We start from the raw sequence: 19,378 nt of genomic DNA, 5'->3' as shown, positions 1-19,378 counted from the left end.
ATCATTGGAGCTTATTTCAACAAATACATAGTCTCTTGTCACGCCCCTGCCACATCAGCTCCGGAAAAACCATGTTCTCCATCGAACGCACCACGCTGACCGAATACCTCATCGACCAGCGCCGTCGTCATCCCGACGCCACCGGCGAATTCAACGCCCTGCTGCTGCAGGTCGCACAGGCCTGCAAGGCCATTTCGCGCGCAGTGGCCCACGGCGCGCTTGCCGGCGTACTGGGCAATCTCGACAGCAGCAACGTGCAGGGCGAGACGCAGAAGAAGCTCGACGTGCTCGCCGACGAGATTTTCCTGCGCGCCACCCACTGGGGCGGCGATCTGGCCGGCATGGTGTCGGAGGAGAACGAAGCGCCCATCGCCCTGCCGCCGGGCCATGAACGCGGCAAGTACCTGCTCGTCTTCGACCCCCTCGACGGCTCCTCGAACATCGACGTCAACGTCTCGGTGGGCTCGATCTTTTCCGTGCTGCGCGCCCCGACGCCGGGCTGCGACGCCGCCAGCGCCGATTTCCTGCAGCCGGGCTGCCGCCAGGTGGCGGCCGGCTACGCCATCTACGGCCCGTCGACAATGCTGGTGCTGACAGTCGGCGACGGTGTCGCCGGCTTCACCCTCGACCCCATCGTCGGTGACTTCTTCCTTACCCACCCGGAAATCCGCATTCCCGCAGCCACCCGCGAGTTCGCCATCAACGCCTCCAATGCGCGCTTCTGGGAGGCGCCGGTGCGCCGCTACGTGGACGAGTGCCTGGCCGGACGCAGCGGCCCGCGCGGCGAGGACTTCAACATGCGCTGGATCGCCTCGCTGGTCGCCGAGACCCACCGCATCCTGATGCGCGGCGGGGTCTTCCTCTACCCGCGCGACCGCAAGGATCCGAGCAAAGCCGGGCGGCTGCGCCTGCTCTACGAATGCAACCCCATCGGCATGCTCATCGAGCAGGCCGGCGGACGCGCATCCACCGGCAGCGGCGCGGTGCTCGCCGTACAGCCGGAGACACTGCACCAGCGTATCGGCTTCGTCTTCGGCTCACCCGAGGAAGTCGAGCGCATCGAGCGCTATCACACCGAGCCGGACGCCGGCACCGACGCCGAGCTGCCCCTCTTCCACAGCCGCAGCCTGTTCCTGCAGCACTGATTCATGTAGCCCGGATGGAGCACAGCGCAATCCAGGGGCGCGCGCCGAACACGGCCACCCTGGATTCCGCCCCGCGGCGGGCTCAGGACGGGCCCTGCGCCCTCCATCCAGGCTGCACAAGGCTTTTACATCGCACCCGGAGGACAACCATGTCCGAACGCCACCCCATCGTCGCCATCACCGGCTCCTCCGGCGCCGGCACCAGCACCGTGCAGCGCACCTTCGAGGAGATCTTCCGCCGCGAGGGGGTCAGCGCCGCGGTGATCGAGGGTGACAGCTTCCACGCCTACGACCGCCAGGGCATGCGCAGCAGAATGGCCGAGATCGAGGCCGGCGGCGAACTCTCGCACTTCTCCCACTTCGGCCCCGAAGCCAACCTCTTCGAGGAGCTCGAAGCACTCTTCCGCAGCTACGGCGAGAGCGGCCGCGGCAAACGCCGCAAGTACCTCCACAACGCCGAGGAAGCCGAACCGTACGGCCAGCAACCGGGCACCTTCACGCCCTGGGAGGAGCTGCCACCGGGCAGCGACCTGCTGTTCTACGAAGGCCTGCACGGCGCGGTGGTCACCGAGACCGCCAACGTCGCCCAGCATCCCGACCTGCTCATCGGCGTGGTGCCGGTGATCAACCTCGAATGGATCCAGAAGCTGCACCGCGACCGCAGCATGCGCGGCTACTCCACCGAGGCGGTCACCGACACCATCCTGCGCCGCATGCACGACTACGTGCATTACCTCTGTCCGCAATTCGCCCGCACCCACGTGAACTTCCAGCGCGTGCCGATGGTGGACACCTCCAATCCGTTCATCGCCCGCGCGGTGCCGACCGCCGACGAAAGCATGGTGGTGATCCGCTTCGCCAACCCCAAGGGCATCGACTTTCCCTATCTGCTCAACATGATCTCCGACAGCTTCATGAGCCGCGCCAACACCATCGTGGTACCGGGCGGAAAGATGGAGCTGGCCATGCAGCTGATCTTCACCCCCTTCATCTGGCGCCTCATCGAGCGCCGCAAGAAACTGCTCTGAGGAGGTCCGCCCCATGAACATGCGTATCGAAACCGCCGCCCTCGACACCCTGTGCGCCAACGCGCTGCGTTTTCTCGCCATCGACGCCGTCGAACAGGCGAAGTCCGGCCACCCCGGCATGCCGATGGGCATGGCCGAGATCGCCGTCGCGCTATGGACCCGCCACCTGCGCCACGACCCGGCCGACCCCGCCTGGGCCGACCGCGACCGCTTCGTGCTCTCCAACGGTCACGGCTCGATGCTGCTCTACGGCCTGCTGCACCTCACCGGCTACGACCTGCCCCTGGACGAGTTGAAGCGCTTCCGCCAGTTGCACAGCAAGACCCCGGGCCACCCCGAGCACGGCCTCACCCCGGGCATCGAGACCACCACCGGACCGCTCGGCCAGGGCCTCGCCAACGCCGTCGGCATGGCCCTGGCGGAAAAGCTGCTGGCGCGCGAGTTCAACCGCCCCGGCTTCGACATCGTCGACCACCGCACCTGGGTTTTCCTCGGCGACGGCTGCCTGATGGAAGGCATCAGCCAGGAGGCCGCCTCCTTCGCCGGCGTGCAGCGCCTGTCCAAGCTGATCGCGCTGTGGGACGACAACCACATCTCCATCGACGGCGAGGTCGACGGCTGGTTCGCCGACGACACCCCGGCACGTTTCCACGCCTGCGGCTGGAACGTCATCGAGGACGTCGACGGCCACGACGTCGCGGCGGTGGACGAGGCCATCCGCGAGGCCCTCGCCAACGCCCGCAACGACACCGGCCCGACGCTGATCTGTTGCCGCACCGTCATCGGCCGCGGCAGCCCGGCACGCGCCGGCACCGCCGGCATCCACGGCGCCCCGCTGGGCAGGGACGAAGTCGCCGCCACGCGCGAAGAGCTGGGCTGGCCCCACGCGCCCTTCGAAATCCCCGCGGAGGTCCGCGCCGCCTTCGACGCCCGTCCCGCCGGCGCCCAGCGTCGCGCCGCCTGGCAGGCCAGCTTCGAAGCCTACCGTGCCGCCTGGCCGGAGGCCGCGGCCGAGTTCGAACGCCGCACCGCCGGCCGCCTGCCGGTCGGTTTCAACGTGCTCGCGCAGGCCATCCTGCGTGGGGTCAATAACGACGGCGCCACCCTCGCCAGCCGCAAGGCCAGCCAGGACGCCATCGCCCGCCTTGCCCGCGCGCTGCCCGAGCTGCTCGGCGGCTCCGCCGACCTCACCCACTCCAACCTCACCGACTGGCCGGGCTGCGGCGCCGTGCGCGCCGACCAGCCGGGGCGCCATATCAACTGGGGGGTGCGCGAGTTCGGCATGAGTGCGGCCCTCAACGGACTCGCCCTGCATGGCGGCTTCCTGCCCTTCGGGGCCACCTTCCTGGTGTTCTCCGACTACGCCCGCAACGCCATCCGCATGAGCGCGCTGCTGCGCCAGCGTGTCATCTACGTGATGACCCACGACTCCATCGGTCTCGGCGAGGACGGCCCCACCCATCAGCCGGTGGAGCACCTCCCCAGCCTGCGCCTGATCCCCGGCCTCGACGTCTGGCGGCCCTGCGACGCGGTCGAGACCCAGGCGGCGTGGAATGCCGCAGTCGGGCGTACAGGCCCCAGCCTGCTGGCGCTGTCGCGGCAGAACCTGCCCCACCAGCCGCGCGACAGTGCCCAGCTGGAGGCCATCGCACGCGGTGGCTACGTACTCGCCGAAGCGGCAGGCGGCAAACCCACGCTGGTGCTGATCGCCACCGGCTCCGAGGTCGCCCTGGCCATGGCCGCACGCGAGCGCCTGCAGGCCGACGGCCTGCCCACCCGGGTGGTCTCGATGCCCTGCACCGCCGCCTTCGACCGCCAGGACGCCGACTGGCGCGCCAGCGTGCTGCCCGCAGGAGTCGCGCGCCTGGCTGTCGAAGCCGCCCACCCCGACGGCTGGTGGAAATACCTCGCCGACGCGCCGCGCGCCGCAGTCGTCGGTATCGCCCGCTTCGGTGAATCCGCCCCGGCCGGCGATCTCGCCGCCTTCTTCGGCCTCACCGCCGAGCGCGTCGCGGACAGTGCGCGCCGCCTGCTGTAAACACCGCCCCCGGATGGCGCCACCGCCCCATCCGGGGACCTTCCGATCCCGCATCCATCCACACCTTCCGAGGAGACAGACGTGACCATCAGAGTCGCCATCAACGGCTACGGCCGCATCGGCCGCAACGTGCTGCGCGCGCATTTCGAGAACGGCCGCCGCCACCCGATCGACATCGTCGCCATCAACGACCTCGGCGATGCCGCCACCAACGCCCACCTGACCCGCTACGACAGCGTACACGGCCCCTTCCCGCACGCCATCGAGGCCGGCCCCGGGCAATTCACCGTCGACGGCCAGGCCATCCGCGTGTTCGCCGAACGCGACCCCGCGCGCCTGCCGTGGGGCGAGCTGGGCGTCGACGTGGTGCTCGAATGCACCGGTCTGTTCACCACCAAGGCCAAGGCCGGCGCCCACCTCGCCGCCGGTGCCGGCAAGGTGCTGATTTCCGCACCCGGCGGCGAGGACGTCGACGCCACCGTGGTGTACGGCGTCAATCACCGCAGCCTGCGCCCCGAGCACCGCGTGGTCTCCAACGCCAGCTGCACCACCAACTGCCTGGCCCCACTGGCCTGGGCCCTGCACCGCGAACTGGGCATCGTGCGCGGGCTGATGACCACGGTGCATTCCTACACCAATGACCAGGTGCTCATCGACGTCTATCACAGCGACCTGCGCCGCGCGCGCAGCGCCACCCTGTCGATGATCCCCACCCGCACCGGCGCCGCCGCCGCCGTCGGCCTGGTGCTGCCGGAGCTGGCCGGCCGTCTCGACGGCTTCGCGGTACGCGTCCCCACCCCCAACGTTTCCTTCACCGACTTCACCTTCAGCGCCGCGCGGCCGACCACCGCCGCAGAGGTCGACGCCATCCTGCGCGCCGCCGCGGCCGGCCCCCTGCAGGGCATCCTCGCCGTCAACGAACTGCCGCTGGTGTCCTGCGACTTCAACCACAATCCCCATTCGAGCATCTTCGACAGCACCCTGACCCGCGTCGACCACGACCTCGTCAAGGTCACCGCCTGGTACGACAACGAATGGGGCTTCTCGAACCGCATGCTCGACACCGCGGTGGCGATGATGGAGGCCGCATGATGAGCAGCGCAGACTTCATCCGCCTCGAAGACCTGGCCCGCGACGGCCGCCTGCGCGGCCAGCGCGTGTTCATCCGCGCCGATTTCAACGTCCCCCTCGACAGCGACGGCCGCATTACCGACGACACCCGCATCCGCGCCGCCCTGCCCGGCATCCGCCTGTGTCTGGAACACGGCGCCACCGTCCTGCTGAGCTCCCACCTCGGCCGCCCGCAGGAAGGCGCGCTGCACGCGCAGGACAGTCTGGCGCCGGTTGCCGCCCGCCTCGGCGAACTCCTTGGCACTGCGGTCGCACTGGTCGGCGACTGGGTCGGCGGCGCCTTCGGTGCCGCCGCCGGCAGCGTCACCATGCTGGAGAACTGCCGCGGCAACCGCGGCGAAAAGGCCGACGACGCCCGCCTCGCGGCCTGCATCGCGAGCTGGATCGACATCTATGTGAACGACGCCTTCGGCACCGCGCACCGCGCCGAGTGCACCACTCACGCCCTCGCCCTCGCCGCCCCGCTGGCCTGCGCCGGCCCCTTGATGGCCGCCGAACTCGACGCCCTCGGGCGCGCCCTGGCGGCGCCGGCTCGGCCGCTGGTGGCCGTGGTCGGCGGCTCCAAGGTGTCCACCAAGCTGGCAGTACTGGAAGGGCTCGCCGAACGCGTCGACGTGCTGGTGGTCGGCGGTGGCATCGCCAACACCTTCCTCGCCGCCCAGGGCTGCGCCGTCGGCACCTCGCTGCACGAAGCCGGCCTCATCGACGCTGCCGCCCGCATCAGCCGTCGCCTCGCCGCGCGCGGCGCACGCCTGTGGCTGCCCGACGATGTCGTCACCGCCGACCGCTGTGCCGCCGACGCCCGCATCACCGTGCGTGCCAGCGACGCCATCGGTGCCGACGAGATGATCCTCGACATCGGCCCGGCCAGCCGCGTCGCCCTCAGCGGCGTGCTCGCCGCCGCCGGCACGGTGGTATGGAACGGCCCGCTGGGGGTCTTCGAACTCGCCCCCTTCGCCGCCGGCACCCAGGCTCTGGCGGAGGCCATCGCCGCCAGCCCGGGCTACAGCATTGCCGGCGGCGGCGACACCCTGGCGGCCATCGGCGCCTTCGGGGTAGGCGCGCAGATCGACTACATCTCCACCGGCGGTGGCGCCTTCCTGGAGTTTCTCGAAGGCCGCGAACTGCCCGCGGTGGCCGCCCTCAGGGCACGCGCGCACCCGCACAGCCGGCGCATCGCACCGGGCACGCATTTCGAGAACGAACCCGAGGCGGCCTGACCCGCGCCCGAGCGCACAGGCCGACACCACGACAGGACAACCAGGAGACCCCCATGGCGATGATCGCCCTCAGACAGCTGCTCGACCACGCCGCCGAACACGGCTACGGCGTGCCAGCCTTCAACATCAACAACATGGAACAGATTCACGCCATCATGCAGGCCGCCGCCGAGACCGCCAGCCCGGTCATCCTGCAGGCCTCGGCGGGCGCGCGCGGCTATGCCGGCGAAGCCTTCCTGCGCCACATGGTGGCGGCCGCCGTGGAGGAGTGGCCGGACATCCCCATCTGCCTGCACCAGGACCACGGCGCCAGTCCGGCGGTGTGCCAGCAGGCCATCCGTTCCGGCTTCACCAGCGTGATGATGGACGGCTCGCTGCATGAGGACATGAAAACCCCGGCGAGCTGGGACTACAACGTCCAGGTCACTGCCCGGGTGGTGGACATGGCCCACGCCGTAGGAGTGTCGGTGGAAGGTGAGCTGGGCTGCCTGGGCTCGCTGGAGACCGGCCAGGCCGGCGAGGAAGACGGCGTCGGCGCGGCCGGTACGCTGGACCACAGCCAGATGCTTACCGACCCTGCGGAGGCGGCCGACTTCGTCGCTGCCACCGGCGTCGATGCGCTCGCCGTCGCCATCGGCACCAGCCACGGGGCCTACAAGTTCACCCGCCCGCCGACCGGCGACATCCTCGACATCGAACGCATTGCTGCCATTCACCGCCGCATCCCCGACACCCATCTGGTGATGCACGGTTCCTCCAGCGTGCCGCAGGAATGGCTGCAGATCATCCGCCAGTACGGCGGCGAAATAGGTGAAACCTACGGCGTACCTGTAGAGGCACTGGTCGCCGGCATCCGCAACGGGGTGCGCAAGATCAACATCGACACCGACCTGCGTCTGGCGATGAGCGGCGCGATGCGCCGCCTGCTCGCCGAAGAGCGGCAGGAGTTCGACCCCCGCAAGGTGTTCCGCGCCGCCACCGCCGCCGCCCGCGAGATCTGCCGCCTGCGCTTCGAAGCCTTCGGCTGCGCCGGCCACGCCGCACGCATCAAGCCACTGCCGCTGAGCGCGCTGGCGCGCCGCTACGCCGGCGGCCGCTGACCGTTTTTCCGCTCCCTGCCGCAAGGCATTTGCCCGCCCTTCCCTCGGGGCGGGCTTTTTTTTTACAATTTTCCACCGCTGCCAACTACGCAAGCGGTCATTCCGCGGGCACGCTGTGCACCGTTTCCGGTCTATCCGGATACCACAGAAGAGGACACCCGCCATGAAAACCATCACCACCGCCACCGCACTCGCCGCCCTGCTGCTCACTGCCTGCGCCGGCAATCCCTATTACGGCGACAGCGCCAACACCGCGCGCGGCGCCACCATTGGCGCCGGCGCCGGCGCCGTGCTCGGCGGCGTCGCCTCCAGCCGTGGCGACCGTACCAAGGGGGTGCTGATCGGCGCCGCGGTGGGCGCCACCGTCGGCGGGCTGATCGGCCACCAGATGGACAAGCAGGAAGCCGAACTGCGCCGCGACATGGCCGGCACCGGCGTAGAAGTGGTGCGCGAGGGCGACACCATCCGCCTGCAGGCTCCGGAGAACATCACCTTCGACACCAATCGTGCCGACATCCGCCCGCAGTTCCAGCCCGTGCTCGAACAGCTCGCGCAGAGCATCCGCCAGTACCCCGGCACCGTCGTGCAGGTCGAGGGCCACACCGACGCCACCGGCGCCGCGGCCTACAACCAGACCCTGTCGGAGAACCGCGCCGCCAGCGTGCGCAGCTACCTCATCCAGCGCGGCGTCGAGGCCAACCGGCTGATCGCCGTCGGCTACGGCATGACCCGCCCCATCGCCGACAACAACACCGCCGCCGGGCGCGCGCAGAACCGCCGCGTGGAGATCCTCATCGTGCCGCAGCAACAGGGCTGAACAGGCTGCGGCAACCCGGCGCAGCCGGGGTGGGACGCAGCTGTCCGGCATTGACCACTTCCCCAGCATGGCTGCGGGCGGGTACTCTTGCACTTCTTCCGTACTGTCCGCCGCCATGTCGCTCTTCATCTCCCATCCCCTGCGCCAGACCCTCAGCGACGAGGTGCATGCGCGCCCGCCGGTGCCGCTCGACACGCCCGAGCAGGTCAGCTATCTGGCCTTCCTGCACGATGCCGGCAGTGCCGAGCGCGAACTGGCCCATCTCGCCGCGCTTGCCGGGCAGTTCGGAATAGCGCCGCCGGCGCCCGAGAGCAGCCATGTCTTTCTCGACACCGGCAGCTTCCGGCTGAAATGGGAACGCCACAACGAGTTCTCCAGCTACACCTTCTTCCGCCGCCTCGACACCGCCGCACCGGCCTGCAGCGCCCTGCTCGACGTGCCGGCGGCGTGGCGCAAGGAGATCCCCGGCCAGCTCATCGTCGCCACCGAGATCGAGCTGCGCACGGTCGCCGAGGTGTCGCCGGAAGAGGTCATGGCGAAACTCTCGCCCACCGGCACGCAGACCGTCGCCGCGCGCGTTGCCGACGGTGCGGCGTGGGTGTTCACCGATTTCCAGATCAGCGAGGGTTTCTCGCGCTTCCAGGTGCTCAATGCCAGCCTCACCCCGCGCCAGGCCGGGCGCACGGTGCAGCGCCTGCTGGAGATCGAGACCTACCGCGTCATCGCCCTGCTGGCCTTTCCGGTGGCCAAGCAGGTCGGGCGCCTGCTGTCGCGTGCCGAGGACGAACTCGCCGACCTGATGGACATCATCGGTGGCGCCGACAGCGTCGACGACGAGCGCAGCGTGCTCGCCCGCCTCACCCGCCTGGCTGCCGAGGTGGAACGCTCGGTGGCGCACACCACCTTCCGCTTCGGCGCAGCGGCGGCGTACTACCGCCTGGTGCGCCAGCGCATCGACGAACTGCGCGAAATGCGCCTCGCCGGCTTCCCCACCATCGGCGAGTTCATGACCCGCCGCCTGACCCCGGCGATCGACACCTGCGCGTCGATCGCCCGCCGCCAGGAGGACCTCTCCGGCCGTATCGCGCGCAACTCGCAGCTCCTGCGCACCCGCGTCGATATCGCCCTGCAGCAGCAGAACCAGGAGCTGCTGGCACAGATGAACCGCCGTGCACGCCTGCAGCTGCGCCTGCAGGAGACCGTCGAGGGACTCTCGGTGGTGGCCATCACCTACTATGCCTCGCAGCTCATCCACTACCTCGCCAAGGGTGCCAAGGACTACATCGTCCCGCTGACCCCGGAGCTCGCCACCGCTGCCTCCATCCCCCTCATCGCCGGCCTGGTAGCCCTCGGCCTGCGCCGCATGCGCCGCCAGCTCGCCGCCGAGGAAGGCGGCCACTGAGCACGACGCACCTGCGATGATCGGCGCCCTCACCCTGCTCCTGGTCTATCAGCTCGTCGGCGAGGTCATCGCCCGCGGGCTGGACCTCCCCGTGCCGGGGCCGGTGATCGGCATGCTGCTGCTCTTCCTCACCCTGGTAGTGCGCGGTCGTGTGGACGCCGAGCTGCGCGGCACCGCAAATGGCCTGCTGCAGCACCTGTCGCTGCTTTTCGTGCCTGCCGGCACCGGCATCATGCTGCACTACCAGCGCCTCGCCGACGAATGGCTGCCGCTGCTCGCCGGCGTACTGGGCTCAACCCTGCTGGCAATGGCGGTGACCGCGCTGGTGCTGCGCGTGCTCAGCCGCAAGCGCGCCGGGGAGGAAGGATGAACCCGCGTCTCGACGAGATCTGGGTCTATCTGTCCACCACCCCGCTGCTCGGCCTCACCCTCACCCTGGTGGCCTATCAGTGCGCATGGTGGCTGTACCGGCGCGCCGGCTTCCACCCCGCGGCCAACCCGGTGATGATCGCGGTGGCCATCCTCGTCGGCGTGCTCAGCCTCACCGGCACCGATTACCAGACCTATTTCGACGGCGCGCAGTTCGTGCACTTCCTCCTCGGCCCCGCCACCGTCGCCCTCGCCATCCCGCTCTACGCCCAGTTGCCGCGCCTGAAGGCGATGCTGCTGCCGCTTGCCGGCGCCCTCCTTGCCGGCTCGCTGACCGCGGCGCTGTCCGCCTTCGCCATCGGCGCCGCGCTCGGCGCCAGCACCCAGTCGCTGATGTCCCTGGCGCCGAAGAGCGTCACCACGCCGATTGCCATGGGCGTGGCCGAGAGCCTCGGCGGCCTGCCCTCACTCACCGCCGTGCTGGTAATCATCACCGGCATCCTCGGCGCCGTCGGCGCGCGCGGGCTGTTCGCCGTGCTGCGCATCGACGATCACGCCGTACGCGGCTTCGCCACCGGCGTGGCCGCCCACGGCATCGGCACCGCGCGCGCCTTCCAGGTCAGCGAACAGTGCGGCGCCTTCGCCGCACTGGCGATGGGACTGAACGGACTGCTCACCGCCCTGTCACTGCCGTATATCCTGCCCTGGCTGGCCCGCCTCACCGGACACTGACGGAAACCGCACCTTGACCGCCCTGTACCGCTGGTTCGACCGCAACATCCTCGAACTCGGCCGCGAGATGCGGCTGTCCTACCTGCCACCGCTGATGGTGTATATGGCCGCCGGGGTCTCCGGCCTCACCGGCATCGTCGGCACCTTCTTCATCAAGGAGTACCTCGACCTCTCCGCGGCCTTCCTCGCCGCACTGGGGTTCTGGGCCGGTATCCCGTGGGCGCTGAAGATGCCCATCGGCCACCTGGTGGATCTGCTGTGGCGCTACAAGGCCGGGCTGGTCTATCTGGGCGCGACACTGATCGCCACCAGCCTGCTGATCATGGTCGGCCTGATCGCCCACACCGAAGCAATGCGCGCCACCATGCCGGTGGAGAGCTGGTTCGTGCTCGCCGTGCTGCTCTCGCCGGTGGGCTACGTGATGCAGGATGCGGTGGCCGACGCGATGACCGTCGAAGCCGTGCCGCACGAGGACGCCGACGGCCGCCCGCTCGATGCCGACACCGTGCGCCTGATGCACACCACCATGCAGATGCTCGGGCGGGTAGCGATCATCGGCGGCAGCGTGCTGGTGGCGCTGGCCAACGTGATCCTCTTCCAGGGCGCCGATCGCCTGGAAGAGGCGGAGAAGGTGGCGCTCTACGCACGCATCTACGAATACGCCCTGCTCATCCCGGCGCTGTCGGTCAGCGGGGTGCTCTTTGCCGGCTGGCTGAAACGCCGCGAGGCACGCCGCCTGCAGGCGCTGGGGCGCACCGCCGCGGAAATCTCCCGCGTGCTGCACGAGCCGCAGGAGAAGACCGCGCCCAACTGGTGGATCATCAACGGCAGTGTGGTGTTCATCGCCATCACGCTGAGCGTGGGGCTGTCCGGCATCCCCTGGGGGCAGGAGATCATCTTCGCCGGCTCCTTCCTGGTCATCGCGGTGATGATGGGCCGCTTGCTGCGCGAACTCTCGCCGGCGGCGCGCAATACCCTGCTCGGCACCGCGATCATCATCTTCGTCTTCCGCGCCCTCCCCGGCCCTGGCGCGGGGGCCACCTGGTGGATGATCGACGAACTGGGTTTCGACCAGGCCTTTCTCTCCCGCCTCGACCTGATCGTCGCCACGCTGACCCTCGCCGGCCTGTTCCTCTTTCGCCGCTTCATGGCCGAACGCTCGATCGCCGCCATCGTCGTCTTCCTCACCCTGGCCACCACGCTGCTCGCGCTGCCCACCCTGGGCATGTACCACGGCCTGCACCACTGGACCGCGGCGCTGAGCGGCGGCGTGGTCGACGCGCGCTTCATCGCCATGGTCAGCACCGCGCTCGAATCCCCGCTCGGCCAGGTCTCGATGGTGCCGATGCTGGCGTGGATCGCCAACTCCGCCCCGCCCCATCTGAAGGCCACCTTCTTCGCGGTGATGAGCTCCTTCGCCAATCTCGCGCTGTCGGCCTCGCAACTGGGCACCAAGTACCTCAACCAGATCTACACCGTGAGCCGCGAGGTCCGCGATGCCACCAGCGGCGCCGTGAGCACCGCCGCCGACTACAGCGAACTGGGCATGCTGCTGCTCACCGTCGCCCTGCTCGGCCTTGCCTTGCCGCTGGCAGCGATCTGGCTGACCCGCCGCTGCGGGTTGCGCAGCGCGTGAGCGCGGGAGGGGATTCTGCGCCCGCATTGACGTGGACCATTGCCGGCGCGCGCGCAGTGGCGTAAAACTCGCTACAGCGAACAGGCAAAGGGGAGACACCATGGTACCGAGCTCGGTTCACGACATCCGCAACCTCGCCCTGCTGGGCCAGACCGGCAGCGGCAAGACCACCCTGCTGGAGGCCCTGCTGCTCGCCTCCGGGGCCATCGCCAGCGCCGGCAGCATCGAGCGCGGCGACACGGTTAGCGACTTCGACCCGCGCGAGAAGGCCATCGGCCATTCGCTCAATACCAGCCTGGTCCATCTCGAATGGGCCGGACACTGGATCAACCTCCTCGACACCCCGGGCACCCCCGACTTCCTCGGCCGCGCCCTGCTTGCCCTGCCGGCGGTGGAAACCGCGCTGGTGGTGGTCAACGCCCAGGCCGGGGTCGAATCGGTGACCCGCCGGGCGATGGAGGCCGCCGCCGACAAGTGCCGGATGATCGTCGTCAACCGCATCGATGCTGCCGGCGTCGACTTCGCCGCGCTGATGGAGACGCTCAGCGCCGCCTTCGGGCGCGAATGCCTGCCCATCAACCTGCCCGCGCCCGACGGCGGGCGGGTCATCGACTGCTTCTTTGCCCCCGATCATGGCGCCGCCACCGCCTTCTCATCGGTCGCCGCCGCCCATGACGCCATCGTCGACCAGGTCGTCGAGGTCGACGAAGCGCTGATGGCACGCTACTTGGAACAGGGTCAGGCGCTCGACCCCGGGCAGCTCCACGACCCCTTCGAACAGGCCCTGCGCGAAGGCCATCTGATCCCGGTATGTTTCGTCTCCGCACGCAGCGGTGCCGGGGTGGCAGAACTGCTGGAGGTCATCGGCCGCCTCGCCCCCGATCCCACCGAGGGCAATCCGCCCCACTTCGTCCGCGGCGAAGGCGCCGAGGCCCAGCCGGTGGCCATCGCCAGCGACGGCAGCGGCCATGCGCTGGCCCATGTCTTCCAGATTCACAACGACCCCTACCGTGGCAAGCTCGCCCTCTTCCGCATCCACCAGGGCAGCATCGCCAGCGGCGCCCAGCTCTACATCGGCGACGCCCGCAAGCCCTTCAAGGCGGCCCATCTGCTGCGCATCAACGGCCGCCAGCAGAACGAGATCGCGCTCGGCGTCTGCGGCGACATCTGCGCCGTGGCACGGGTGGACGACATCCACCGCGACGCGGTGCTGCACGATTCCCACGACGAGGACCGCCACCACCTGCTGCCGCCGCACTATCCGCAACCGGTGCACGGTCTCGCGCTGCTGCCGCACAAGCCCGGCGACGAACAGAAGCTCGCCGATGCCCTCGCCCGCCTGGTCGATGAAGACCCCTGCCTGGAGGTCAGCTACGATCCCCAGGGTCGCCAGACCGTCGTACGCGGACTGGGCGAACTGCACCTGCGCGTGGTGCTGGAACAGCTCGCCGAGCGCTGGAACATCTCCGTCGACACTGCTGCGCCGGCCATTCCCTACCGCGAGACCATTACCGCCACCGCCGAGGCGCGCTACCGCCACAAGAAGCAGTCTGGCGGCGCCGGCCAGTTCGGCGAAGTCGCCCTGCGCGTCGAGCCCCTGCCCCGCGACAGCGGCCTGCAGCTGGCGGACGAGACCCGTGGCGGGGTGATCCCGGTGCAATTCATGGCGGCGGTGGAAAAAGGCGTGCGTCAGGCAGTCGGCGAAGGCTGCCTGGCCGGCTTCCCGCTCCAGGATCTGAAGGTGACGGTATTCGACGGCAAGCACCACGCCGTCGATTCCAACGAGATCTCCTTCATCACCGCCGCCCGTCACGCCCTCCTCGAAGCCGCCGCCGCCGCACGGCCGCAGGTGCTGGAGCCCATGCTGAGCGTCGAGGTACGCGCCGATGAGGCCCGCTTCGGCGAGATCAGCGGCGAATTCTCCGCCCGCCGCGGCCGTCTGGTGGGCACCGACGCCGCCGGCAACGGCCGCCTGGCGCTCACCGCGCTGGTGCCGATGGCGGCCATGGAAGGCTTCGAGGCACGCCTGAAGGCGATCTGTGCCGGCGAGAGCGAATGCACGCTCACCGCCAGCGGCTTCGAAGCCGCGCCCGCCGACGTACAGCAACGCCTCGCCCACGCCCATGGCAGCCGCGGGCGCGCAGAGCAATGAGCCCCCACGGCACACGCGCGCCGGCGCTCACCGCGGCCCACCACGAGTACTGGCGCAGGACGCGGCTGCTCACCCTGAGCCTGCTCACGGTATGGGCCACGGTGACCTTCGGCGGCGCGTGGTTCGCGGTAACGCTCAACGAGGTTGAGGTATTCGGTTTTCCGCTGGGCTTCTATCTCTTCGCCCAGGGTACGCTGATCGTCTATCTGCTGCTGATCGGCATTTACGTGGTGGTGATGAACCGCCTCGATCGCCGCTACGGTGTGGCCGAGCGGCGCTGAACGGCTCTGACGCTCATTCCTTGGCCGCCGGCTTGGCCGCCTCGCGGCCGAGCTTGGCGCGCGCCTGGCGCGAGAGTGCGAAGTCGAGGATGAACTTGGTCCAGATCGACACGCCGGCAATGGCGGTCCAGGTTTCGTACTCGAACAGGCCGGCGAGCACACCGAAGATCACCCACACCAGCACTACCCCGCCGATCAGGTTGATCGCCGCCGCATAGGGCGCGAAACGCGCCGCATTGGGCGGCGCCTCGCCGCGCTTGAGGGCGACTTCGGAGAAGTCGCGGCGGACGATGATGCGCCAGGCCCGGCGCAGCCAGAAGAAGGCGATCGGGAACAGGGCGAGGAAGAGGATCCAGTTCAGCACCAGGCTGACGGTCGGTGCCATTGCGGTCATGCGGTACTCCATCAAGGCTTGCGGCGGACAACTCAGGCCGCAAGGTGCCACAAAAGAAAAAACCCCGCCAGAACAACCGGCGGGGTCTTGCCGTTTCCGGGGGTGCGCCCGCCGGGCGCAACCCCCCTCAACGTTGGCTTGCGGGCGCTTAGTGGGCGCCGTCGATCATCTTCGCGCCGCGCGGCACGCGGACGCTCTCGACCAGGGCCTGGATGTGCTCGGGCGGTTCCTTGGTCATCTTGTCGACAATGAAGGCGACAGCGAAGTTGACCAGGGCGCCGATCGCACCGAAGGCTTCCGGGGTGATGCCGAAGAAGCTGTTGGCACCGCCGATGAGGCCGAGGTACTCGGTACCCTTGACGAAGAAGATGCCCTTGTGTGCGAACACGTAGAACAGGGTGATGAACAGACCGGCCAGCATGCCCGCGATCGCGCCTTCCTTGTTCATCTTCTTGGAGAAGATGCCCATCATGATGGCGGGGAACAGCGAGGAAGCGGCAATACCGAAGGCCAGGGCCACGGTACCGGCAGCAAAGCCCGGCGGATTCAGACCCAGCCAGCCGGCGACGACGATGGCGAAGGCCATGGAGATCTTGCCAGCCATCAGTTCGGCCTTCTCGGACATGTCGGGCACGAAGATGCTCTTGATGAGGTCGTGCGACACCGCCGAGGAGATCGCCAGCAGCAGACCGGCAGCGGTCGACAGCGCGGCGGCCAGACCACCGGCAGCAACCAGCGCGATCACCCAGTTGGGCAGGAGGGCGATTTCCGGGTTGGCCAGCACGATGATGTCGGCGTTGACCGTCAGCTCGCTACCCTTCCAGCCGGCAGCCTCGATCTTCGCCAGGGCGGCGGGATCCTTGGTGGCGGCATTGTAGAACTGGATGCGGCCGTCGCCGTTCTTGTCTTCCCACTTCAGCAGGCCGGTACGCTCCCAGCGCTTCATCCAGTCCGGACGCTCTTCATAGACCAGGCTGGCTTCGGTGGCGTAGAGGTCGGCGTTGGCGCTGATCACTGCCGGGTTCACCGCCATGCGGCCGCTGGCATCGGTTTCCAGACCGACGGCGCTGTTGACGGTGGCGTGCAGGTTGAGCTTGGCCATGCCGGCCACGGCGGGCGCGGTGGTGTACAGGATGGCGATGAAGACCAGCGCCCAGCCCGCGGAGTAACGGGCATCGGCAACCTTCGGCACGGTGAAGAAGCGCACGATGACGTGCGGCAGGCCGGCGGTACCGATCATCAGCGACATGGTGTACACGAACATGTTCAGGTAGGAACCCGGAACCTGGGAGGTGTACTCGCTGAAGCCCAGATCCTTGACCACCATGTTCAGCTTGGTGAGCAGGCTGACGTCGGTGCCGGCAATAGTCGAACCGAGGCCGAGCTGCGGGATCGGGTTGCCGGTGAGCTGGAAGGAGATGAACATCGCCGGCACGGTGTAGGCGGAGATCAGCACGCAGTACTGCGCCACCTGGGTGTAGGTGATGCCCTTCATGCCGCCGAACACGGCGTACATGAAGACGATGCCCATACCGATGTAGATGCCGGCATCGTTGGAGACGCCGAGGAAGCGCGAGAAGGTCACGCCCACGCCGGTCATCTGGCCGATGATGTAGGTGATGGAGGCCACCAGCAGGCACAGCACCGCCACCGCACGGGCCGACTTCGAGTAGAAGCGGTCACCGATGAACTCGGGCACGGTGAACTTGCCGAACTTGCGCAGGTACGGAGCCAGCAGCATCGCCAGCAGAACGTAGCCGCCGGTCCAGCCCATCAGGAACAGCGAGCCGCCGTAGCCCATGTTGGAGATCAGGCCGGCCATCGAGATGAAGGAAGCCGCGGACATCCAGTCGGCCGCCGTCGCCATGCCGTTGGTGACCGGGTGCACACCGCCGCCGGCGACGTAGAAGTCCTTGGTGCTGCCGGCACGCGCCCAGATGGCGATACCGATGTACAGCGCAAAGGAGGCGCCGACCACCAGGTAGGTTAGAGTTTGCAGATCCATGTGTCGTCGTCTCCCTTATTCTTCGTGCACGTCGAACTTGCGGTCGATATCGCCCATCTTCTTCGCGTAGTAGAAGATGCAGCCGATGAACACGTACATCGAGCCTTGCTGAGCGAACCAGAAGCCCAGCGGATAACCGCCCAGGCTGATGTTGTCGAGCGCATCCTTGAAGAGGATGCCGGCGCCGAACGACACCAGGAACCACACGACCAGAATCTTGGCCAGCAGTCCCAGTGTGGCCTGCCAGTAGGCTGCACTGTTGTTATCCATAACGTCTCCTCGTGGTGATGTTGCTTGGCGAGCGGCCCTGCGTGGACGCAACCCCCGAACTACAAAAACAGCGGGGCGATTATATGGACGGCGATCTTACTCATAGCTTACAAGTCGAAACCGATTCTCAAACGCGCCTGCTGTCGCCCCCTCCGGGTTGCGCATGGCATGAGCCTGATCGTCGGCTGATACAATCGGCGTATCCGTCCAACAACAGGCAAGGGGCCGCCATGGAAGGCTTGATGATTTTCTCCGCCATCGTCGTCGTGCTGGCGGTAGCGCTGATCGCCGCCGGGGTCAAGACAGTACCTCAGGGTGAGCGGTGGACGGTGGAGCGTTTCGGCCGCTACACCCATACGCTGGACTCCGGCCTGCGCCTGATCGTCCCCTTCATCGACCAGATCGGCCGCAAGCTCACGGTCATGGAACAGGTCCTCGACGTTCCTGCGCAGACCGTGATCACCAAGGACAATGCCGCCGTGGTCGCCGACGGCGTGGTCTTCTTCCGCATCGACGATGCGGCCCGCGCGGCCTACCAGGTGCGTCACCTCGAGGAAGCCATCGTCAACCTCACCACCACCAACCTGCGCTCGGTGATCGGCTCGCTGGACCTCGACGACACCCTCTCCAATCGCCAGAAGATCAACGAGATCCTCCTCGGGGTCGTCGACGAAGCCACCAACCCGTGGGGCATCAAGATCGTCCGCATCGAGATCCGCGACCTCAAGATGTCGCCCGAGCTGCAGGAGGCGATGAACCTGCAGATGACCGCGGAGCGCCGCCGCCGCGCGCTGGTCACCGAGGCCAACGGCAAGCGCGAGGCCGAAATCCTCGCCGCCGAAGGCGAGAAGCAGGCCGCCGTGCTGCGCGCCCAGGGCGAGCGCGAGGCCGCCTTCCTCAACGCCGAGGCGCGCGAGCGCGAGGCCCAGGCCGAGGCACGCGCCACCATGATGGTCTCCAAGGCCATCGCCGAAGGCGACATCCAGGCCGTGCAGTACTTCCTCGGCACCCGTTACGTCGAAGCGCTGGCCGAGATCGGCCGCGCGCCGTCGAGCAAGCTGGTGATGGTGCCGCTGGAAGCGGGCGGACTCACCGGCGCGGTGGCCGGTGTCACGGAACTGATCCGCCAGACCCAGGGCACCAAGGCGCAAGGCTGAGGAGAAGGCCATGAACGCCATCCATACCCTGTTTGCTTCGCCGTGGCCGTGGGTGATCGGCGCGGCCGTGCTGGCCGGACTGGAGATCGTCGTTCCCGGCGTCTTTCTGCTGTGGATCGGCCTCGGCGCGCTGGTCGTCGGTCTCGCTGTGCTGGTCGCCCCCGAGCTGCCGCTGAGCTGGCAGCTGCTGGTCTTCGCAGTCGCCATGCTGGGTTCGATCTCGCTCGGCTTCGCCATCCAGCGCCGCAGCCGCAGCACGCCGCCCGGCACGTCCCTGAACCAGGAACTCGATGGCCTCGTCGGCCGCCAGGCGCAGGCCATCGCCGCCTTCAGCGGCGGTCGCGGACGCATCCGCGTCGGCGACAGCAGTTATGCCGCCACCAGCCCCGCCGCCATCGCCGCAGGCCAGGACCTGGTGATCACCGCGCGCGCCGCCGACGGCAGTTTCCAGGTCATGCCGCTGGCGCAGGGCGCCGGACACGACTGAGCCAGTCGCGGGCG

18 protein-coding genes are annotated in these 19,378 nt (G+C 68.5%); 15 read left to right on the top strand and 3 right to left on the bottom strand.

All coding sequences use genetic code 11. From position 1 onward, the window contains the following. The first annotated feature begins 71 nt into the window (after positions 1-71). The 13 genes from C8261_RS10945 (at position 72) to C8261_RS10885 (ending at position 15,051) form a co-directional block, all read left to right on the top strand. The gene (locus C8261_RS10945; protein ID WP_107493747.1) at positions 72-1,145 is read left to right on the top strand and encodes a class 1 fructose-bisphosphatase; all 1,074 of its coding nucleotides are present in this window, start codon (positions 72-74) and stop codon (positions 1,143-1,145) included. 149 nt (positions 1,146-1,294) lie between these two features. Continuing rightward, positions 1,295-2,173 carry a phosphoribulokinase gene (locus C8261_RS10940; protein ID WP_107493746.1) on the top strand — a complete coding sequence of 293 codons (879 nt, stop codon included), beginning with the start codon at positions 1,295-1,297 and terminating at the stop codon, positions 2,171-2,173. Between the two features lie 13 nt (positions 2,174-2,186). Then, positions 2,187-4,211 carry a transketolase gene (tkt, locus tag C8261_RS10935; protein WP_107493745.1) on the top strand — a complete coding sequence of 675 codons (2,025 nt, stop codon included), beginning with the start codon at positions 2,187-2,189 and terminating at the stop codon, positions 4,209-4,211. A gap of 81 nt (positions 4,212-4,292) precedes the next feature. After that, complete coding sequence (gene gap, locus C8261_RS10930) at positions 4,293-5,303, top strand: type I glyceraldehyde-3-phosphate dehydrogenase (RefSeq protein WP_107493744.1); 1,011 nt, start codon at positions 4,293-4,295, stop codon at positions 5,301-5,303. Further along, positions 5,300-6,562, top strand: coding sequence for a phosphoglycerate kinase (locus C8261_RS10925; protein WP_328588075.1), 1,263 nt, complete (start codon positions 5,300-5,302; stop codon positions 6,560-6,562). The genes gap and C8261_RS10925 overlap by 4 nt, the downstream gene beginning before the upstream one ends. A 53-nt stretch (positions 6,563-6,615) precedes the next feature. Continuing rightward, the gene (gene fba, locus C8261_RS10920; protein WP_107493742.1) at positions 6,616-7,662 is read left to right on the top strand and encodes a class II fructose-bisphosphate aldolase; all 1,047 of its coding nucleotides are present in this window, start codon (positions 6,616-6,618) and stop codon (positions 7,660-7,662) included. 163 nt (positions 7,663-7,825) lie between these two features. Next, positions 7,826-8,479, top strand: coding sequence for an OmpA family protein (locus tag C8261_RS10915; RefSeq protein ID WP_107493741.1), 654 nt, complete (start codon positions 7,826-7,828; stop codon positions 8,477-8,479). 115 nt (positions 8,480-8,594) lie between these two features. Next, positions 8,595-9,881 (top strand): DUF3422 family protein, encoded by a 1,287-nt coding sequence (locus C8261_RS10910; protein WP_107493740.1) that lies wholly within the window; start codon positions 8,595-8,597, stop codon positions 9,879-9,881. A 16-nt stretch (positions 9,882-9,897) separates the two neighbouring features. Then, entirely contained in the window at positions 9,898-10,251 is a 354-nt protein-coding gene (locus tag C8261_RS10905; protein ID WP_107493739.1) for a CidA/LrgA family protein, read from the top strand. Continuing rightward, positions 10,248-10,982 (top strand): LrgB family protein, encoded by a 735-nt coding sequence (locus C8261_RS10900; RefSeq protein ID WP_107493738.1) that lies wholly within the window; start codon positions 10,248-10,250, stop codon positions 10,980-10,982. The genes C8261_RS10905 and C8261_RS10900 overlap by 4 nt, the downstream gene beginning before the upstream one ends. Before the next feature lie 67 nt (positions 10,983-11,049). Further along, the gene (locus tag C8261_RS10895; protein WP_107493847.1) at positions 11,050-12,618 is read left to right on the top strand and encodes an MFS transporter; all 1,569 of its coding nucleotides are present in this window, start codon (positions 11,050-11,052) and stop codon (positions 12,616-12,618) included. 100 nt (positions 12,619-12,718) lie between these two features. After that, positions 12,719-14,770, top strand: a complete 2,052-nt coding sequence (gene fusA / locus C8261_RS10890; RefSeq protein ID WP_107493737.1) for an elongation factor G — start codon at positions 12,719-12,721, stop codon at positions 14,768-14,770. Then, a complete protein-coding gene (locus C8261_RS10885; RefSeq protein ID WP_107493736.1) occupies positions 14,767-15,051 on the top strand; it encodes a DUF4212 domain-containing protein in 285 nt (94 codons plus the stop codon). The genes fusA and C8261_RS10885 overlap by 4 nt, the downstream gene beginning before the upstream one ends. Before the next feature lie 13 nt (positions 15,052-15,064). Here C8261_RS10885 and C8261_RS10880 read toward each other — a convergent pair whose 3' ends face one another. The 3 genes from C8261_RS10880 to C8261_RS10870 form a co-directional block, all read right to left on the bottom strand. Next, positions 15,065-15,445 (bottom strand): hypothetical protein, encoded by a 381-nt coding sequence (locus tag C8261_RS10880; protein WP_408003216.1) that lies wholly within the window; start codon positions 15,443-15,445, stop codon positions 15,065-15,067. Between the two features lie 148 nt (positions 15,446-15,593). Continuing rightward, positions 15,594-17,450: a sodium:solute symporter family protein gene (locus C8261_RS10875; protein WP_107493735.1), complete on the bottom strand. Its 1,857-nt coding sequence runs from the start codon at positions 17,448-17,450 to the stop codon at positions 15,594-15,596. A 15-nt stretch (positions 17,451-17,465) separates the two neighbouring features. Continuing rightward, positions 17,466-17,720, bottom strand: coding sequence for a DUF4212 domain-containing protein (locus C8261_RS10870; protein WP_107493734.1), 255 nt, complete (start codon positions 17,718-17,720; stop codon positions 17,466-17,468). Between the two features lie 230 nt (positions 17,721-17,950). Between C8261_RS10870 and C8261_RS10865 the strand changes: the two genes are divergently transcribed. Together C8261_RS10865 and C8261_RS10860 are read left to right on the top strand one after the other, a co-directional pair. Then, a complete protein-coding gene (locus C8261_RS10865) occupies positions 17,951-18,877 on the top strand; it encodes an SPFH domain-containing protein (protein ID WP_107493733.1) in 927 nt (308 codons plus the stop codon). 10 nt (positions 18,878-18,887) lie between these two features. After that, positions 18,888-19,364 carry an NfeD family protein gene (locus tag C8261_RS10860; RefSeq protein WP_107493732.1) on the top strand — a complete coding sequence of 159 codons (477 nt, stop codon included), beginning with the start codon at positions 18,888-18,890 and terminating at the stop codon, positions 19,362-19,364. The last annotated feature ends 14 nt before the right edge of the window (positions 19,365-19,378 follow it).

This window comes from Pseudothauera lacus (genome assembly GCF_003034845.1).
Classification (GTDB): Bacteria; Pseudomonadota; Gammaproteobacteria; order Burkholderiales; family Rhodocyclaceae; genus Pseudothauera; species Pseudothauera lacus.
The sequence above is the reverse complement of the archived record's forward strand: the minus strand, read 5'-3'. Positions and strand labels throughout refer to the sequence as shown.

Coding starts and splice junctions, on each gene's coding strand:
- fusA (WP_107493737.1), top strand. CDS start 12,719: ATGGTACCGAGCTCGGTTCACGACATCCGCAACCTCGCCCTGCTGGGC.
- C8261_RS10915 (WP_107493741.1), top strand. CDS start 7,826: ATGAAAACCATCACCACCGCCACCGCACTCGCCGCCCTGCTGCTCACT.
- C8261_RS10900 (WP_107493738.1), top strand. CDS start 10,248: ATGAACCCGCGTCTCGACGAGATCTGGGTCTATCTGTCCACCACCCCG.
- C8261_RS10940 (WP_107493746.1), top strand. CDS start 1,295: ATGTCCGAACGCCACCCCATCGTCGCCATCACCGGCTCCTCCGGCGCC.
- fba (WP_107493742.1), top strand. CDS start 6,616: ATGGCGATGATCGCCCTCAGACAGCTGCTCGACCACGCCGCCGAACAC.
- C8261_RS10910 (WP_107493740.1), top strand. CDS start 8,595: ATGTCGCTCTTCATCTCCCATCCCCTGCGCCAGACCCTCAGCGACGAG.
- C8261_RS10880 (WP_408003216.1), bottom strand. CDS start 15,445: ATGACCGCAATGGCACCGACCGTCAGCCTGGTGCTGAACTGGATCCTC.
- C8261_RS10865 (WP_107493733.1), top strand. CDS start 17,951: ATGGAAGGCTTGATGATTTTCTCCGCCATCGTCGTCGTGCTGGCGGTA.
- C8261_RS10905 (WP_107493739.1), top strand. CDS start 9,898: ATGATCGGCGCCCTCACCCTGCTCCTGGTCTATCAGCTCGTCGGCGAG.
- C8261_RS10860 (WP_107493732.1), top strand. CDS start 18,888: ATGAACGCCATCCATACCCTGTTTGCTTCGCCGTGGCCGTGGGTGATC.
- C8261_RS10925 (WP_328588075.1), top strand. CDS start 5,300: ATGATGAGCAGCGCAGACTTCATCCGCCTCGAAGACCTGGCCCGCGAC.
- C8261_RS10870 (WP_107493734.1), bottom strand. CDS start 17,720: ATGGATAACAACAGTGCAGCCTACTGGCAGGCCACACTGGGACTGCTG.
- tkt (WP_107493745.1), top strand. CDS start 2,187: ATGAACATGCGTATCGAAACCGCCGCCCTCGACACCCTGTGCGCCAAC.
- C8261_RS10875 (WP_107493735.1), bottom strand. CDS start 17,450: ATGGATCTGCAAACTCTAACCTACCTGGTGGTCGGCGCCTCCTTTGCG.
- C8261_RS10945 (WP_107493747.1), top strand. CDS start 72: ATGTTCTCCATCGAACGCACCACGCTGACCGAATACCTCATCGACCAG.
- C8261_RS10895 (WP_107493847.1), top strand. CDS start 11,050: ATGCGGCTGTCCTACCTGCCACCGCTGATGGTGTATATGGCCGCCGGG.
- C8261_RS10885 (WP_107493736.1), top strand. CDS start 14,767: ATGAGCCCCCACGGCACACGCGCGCCGGCGCTCACCGCGGCCCACCAC.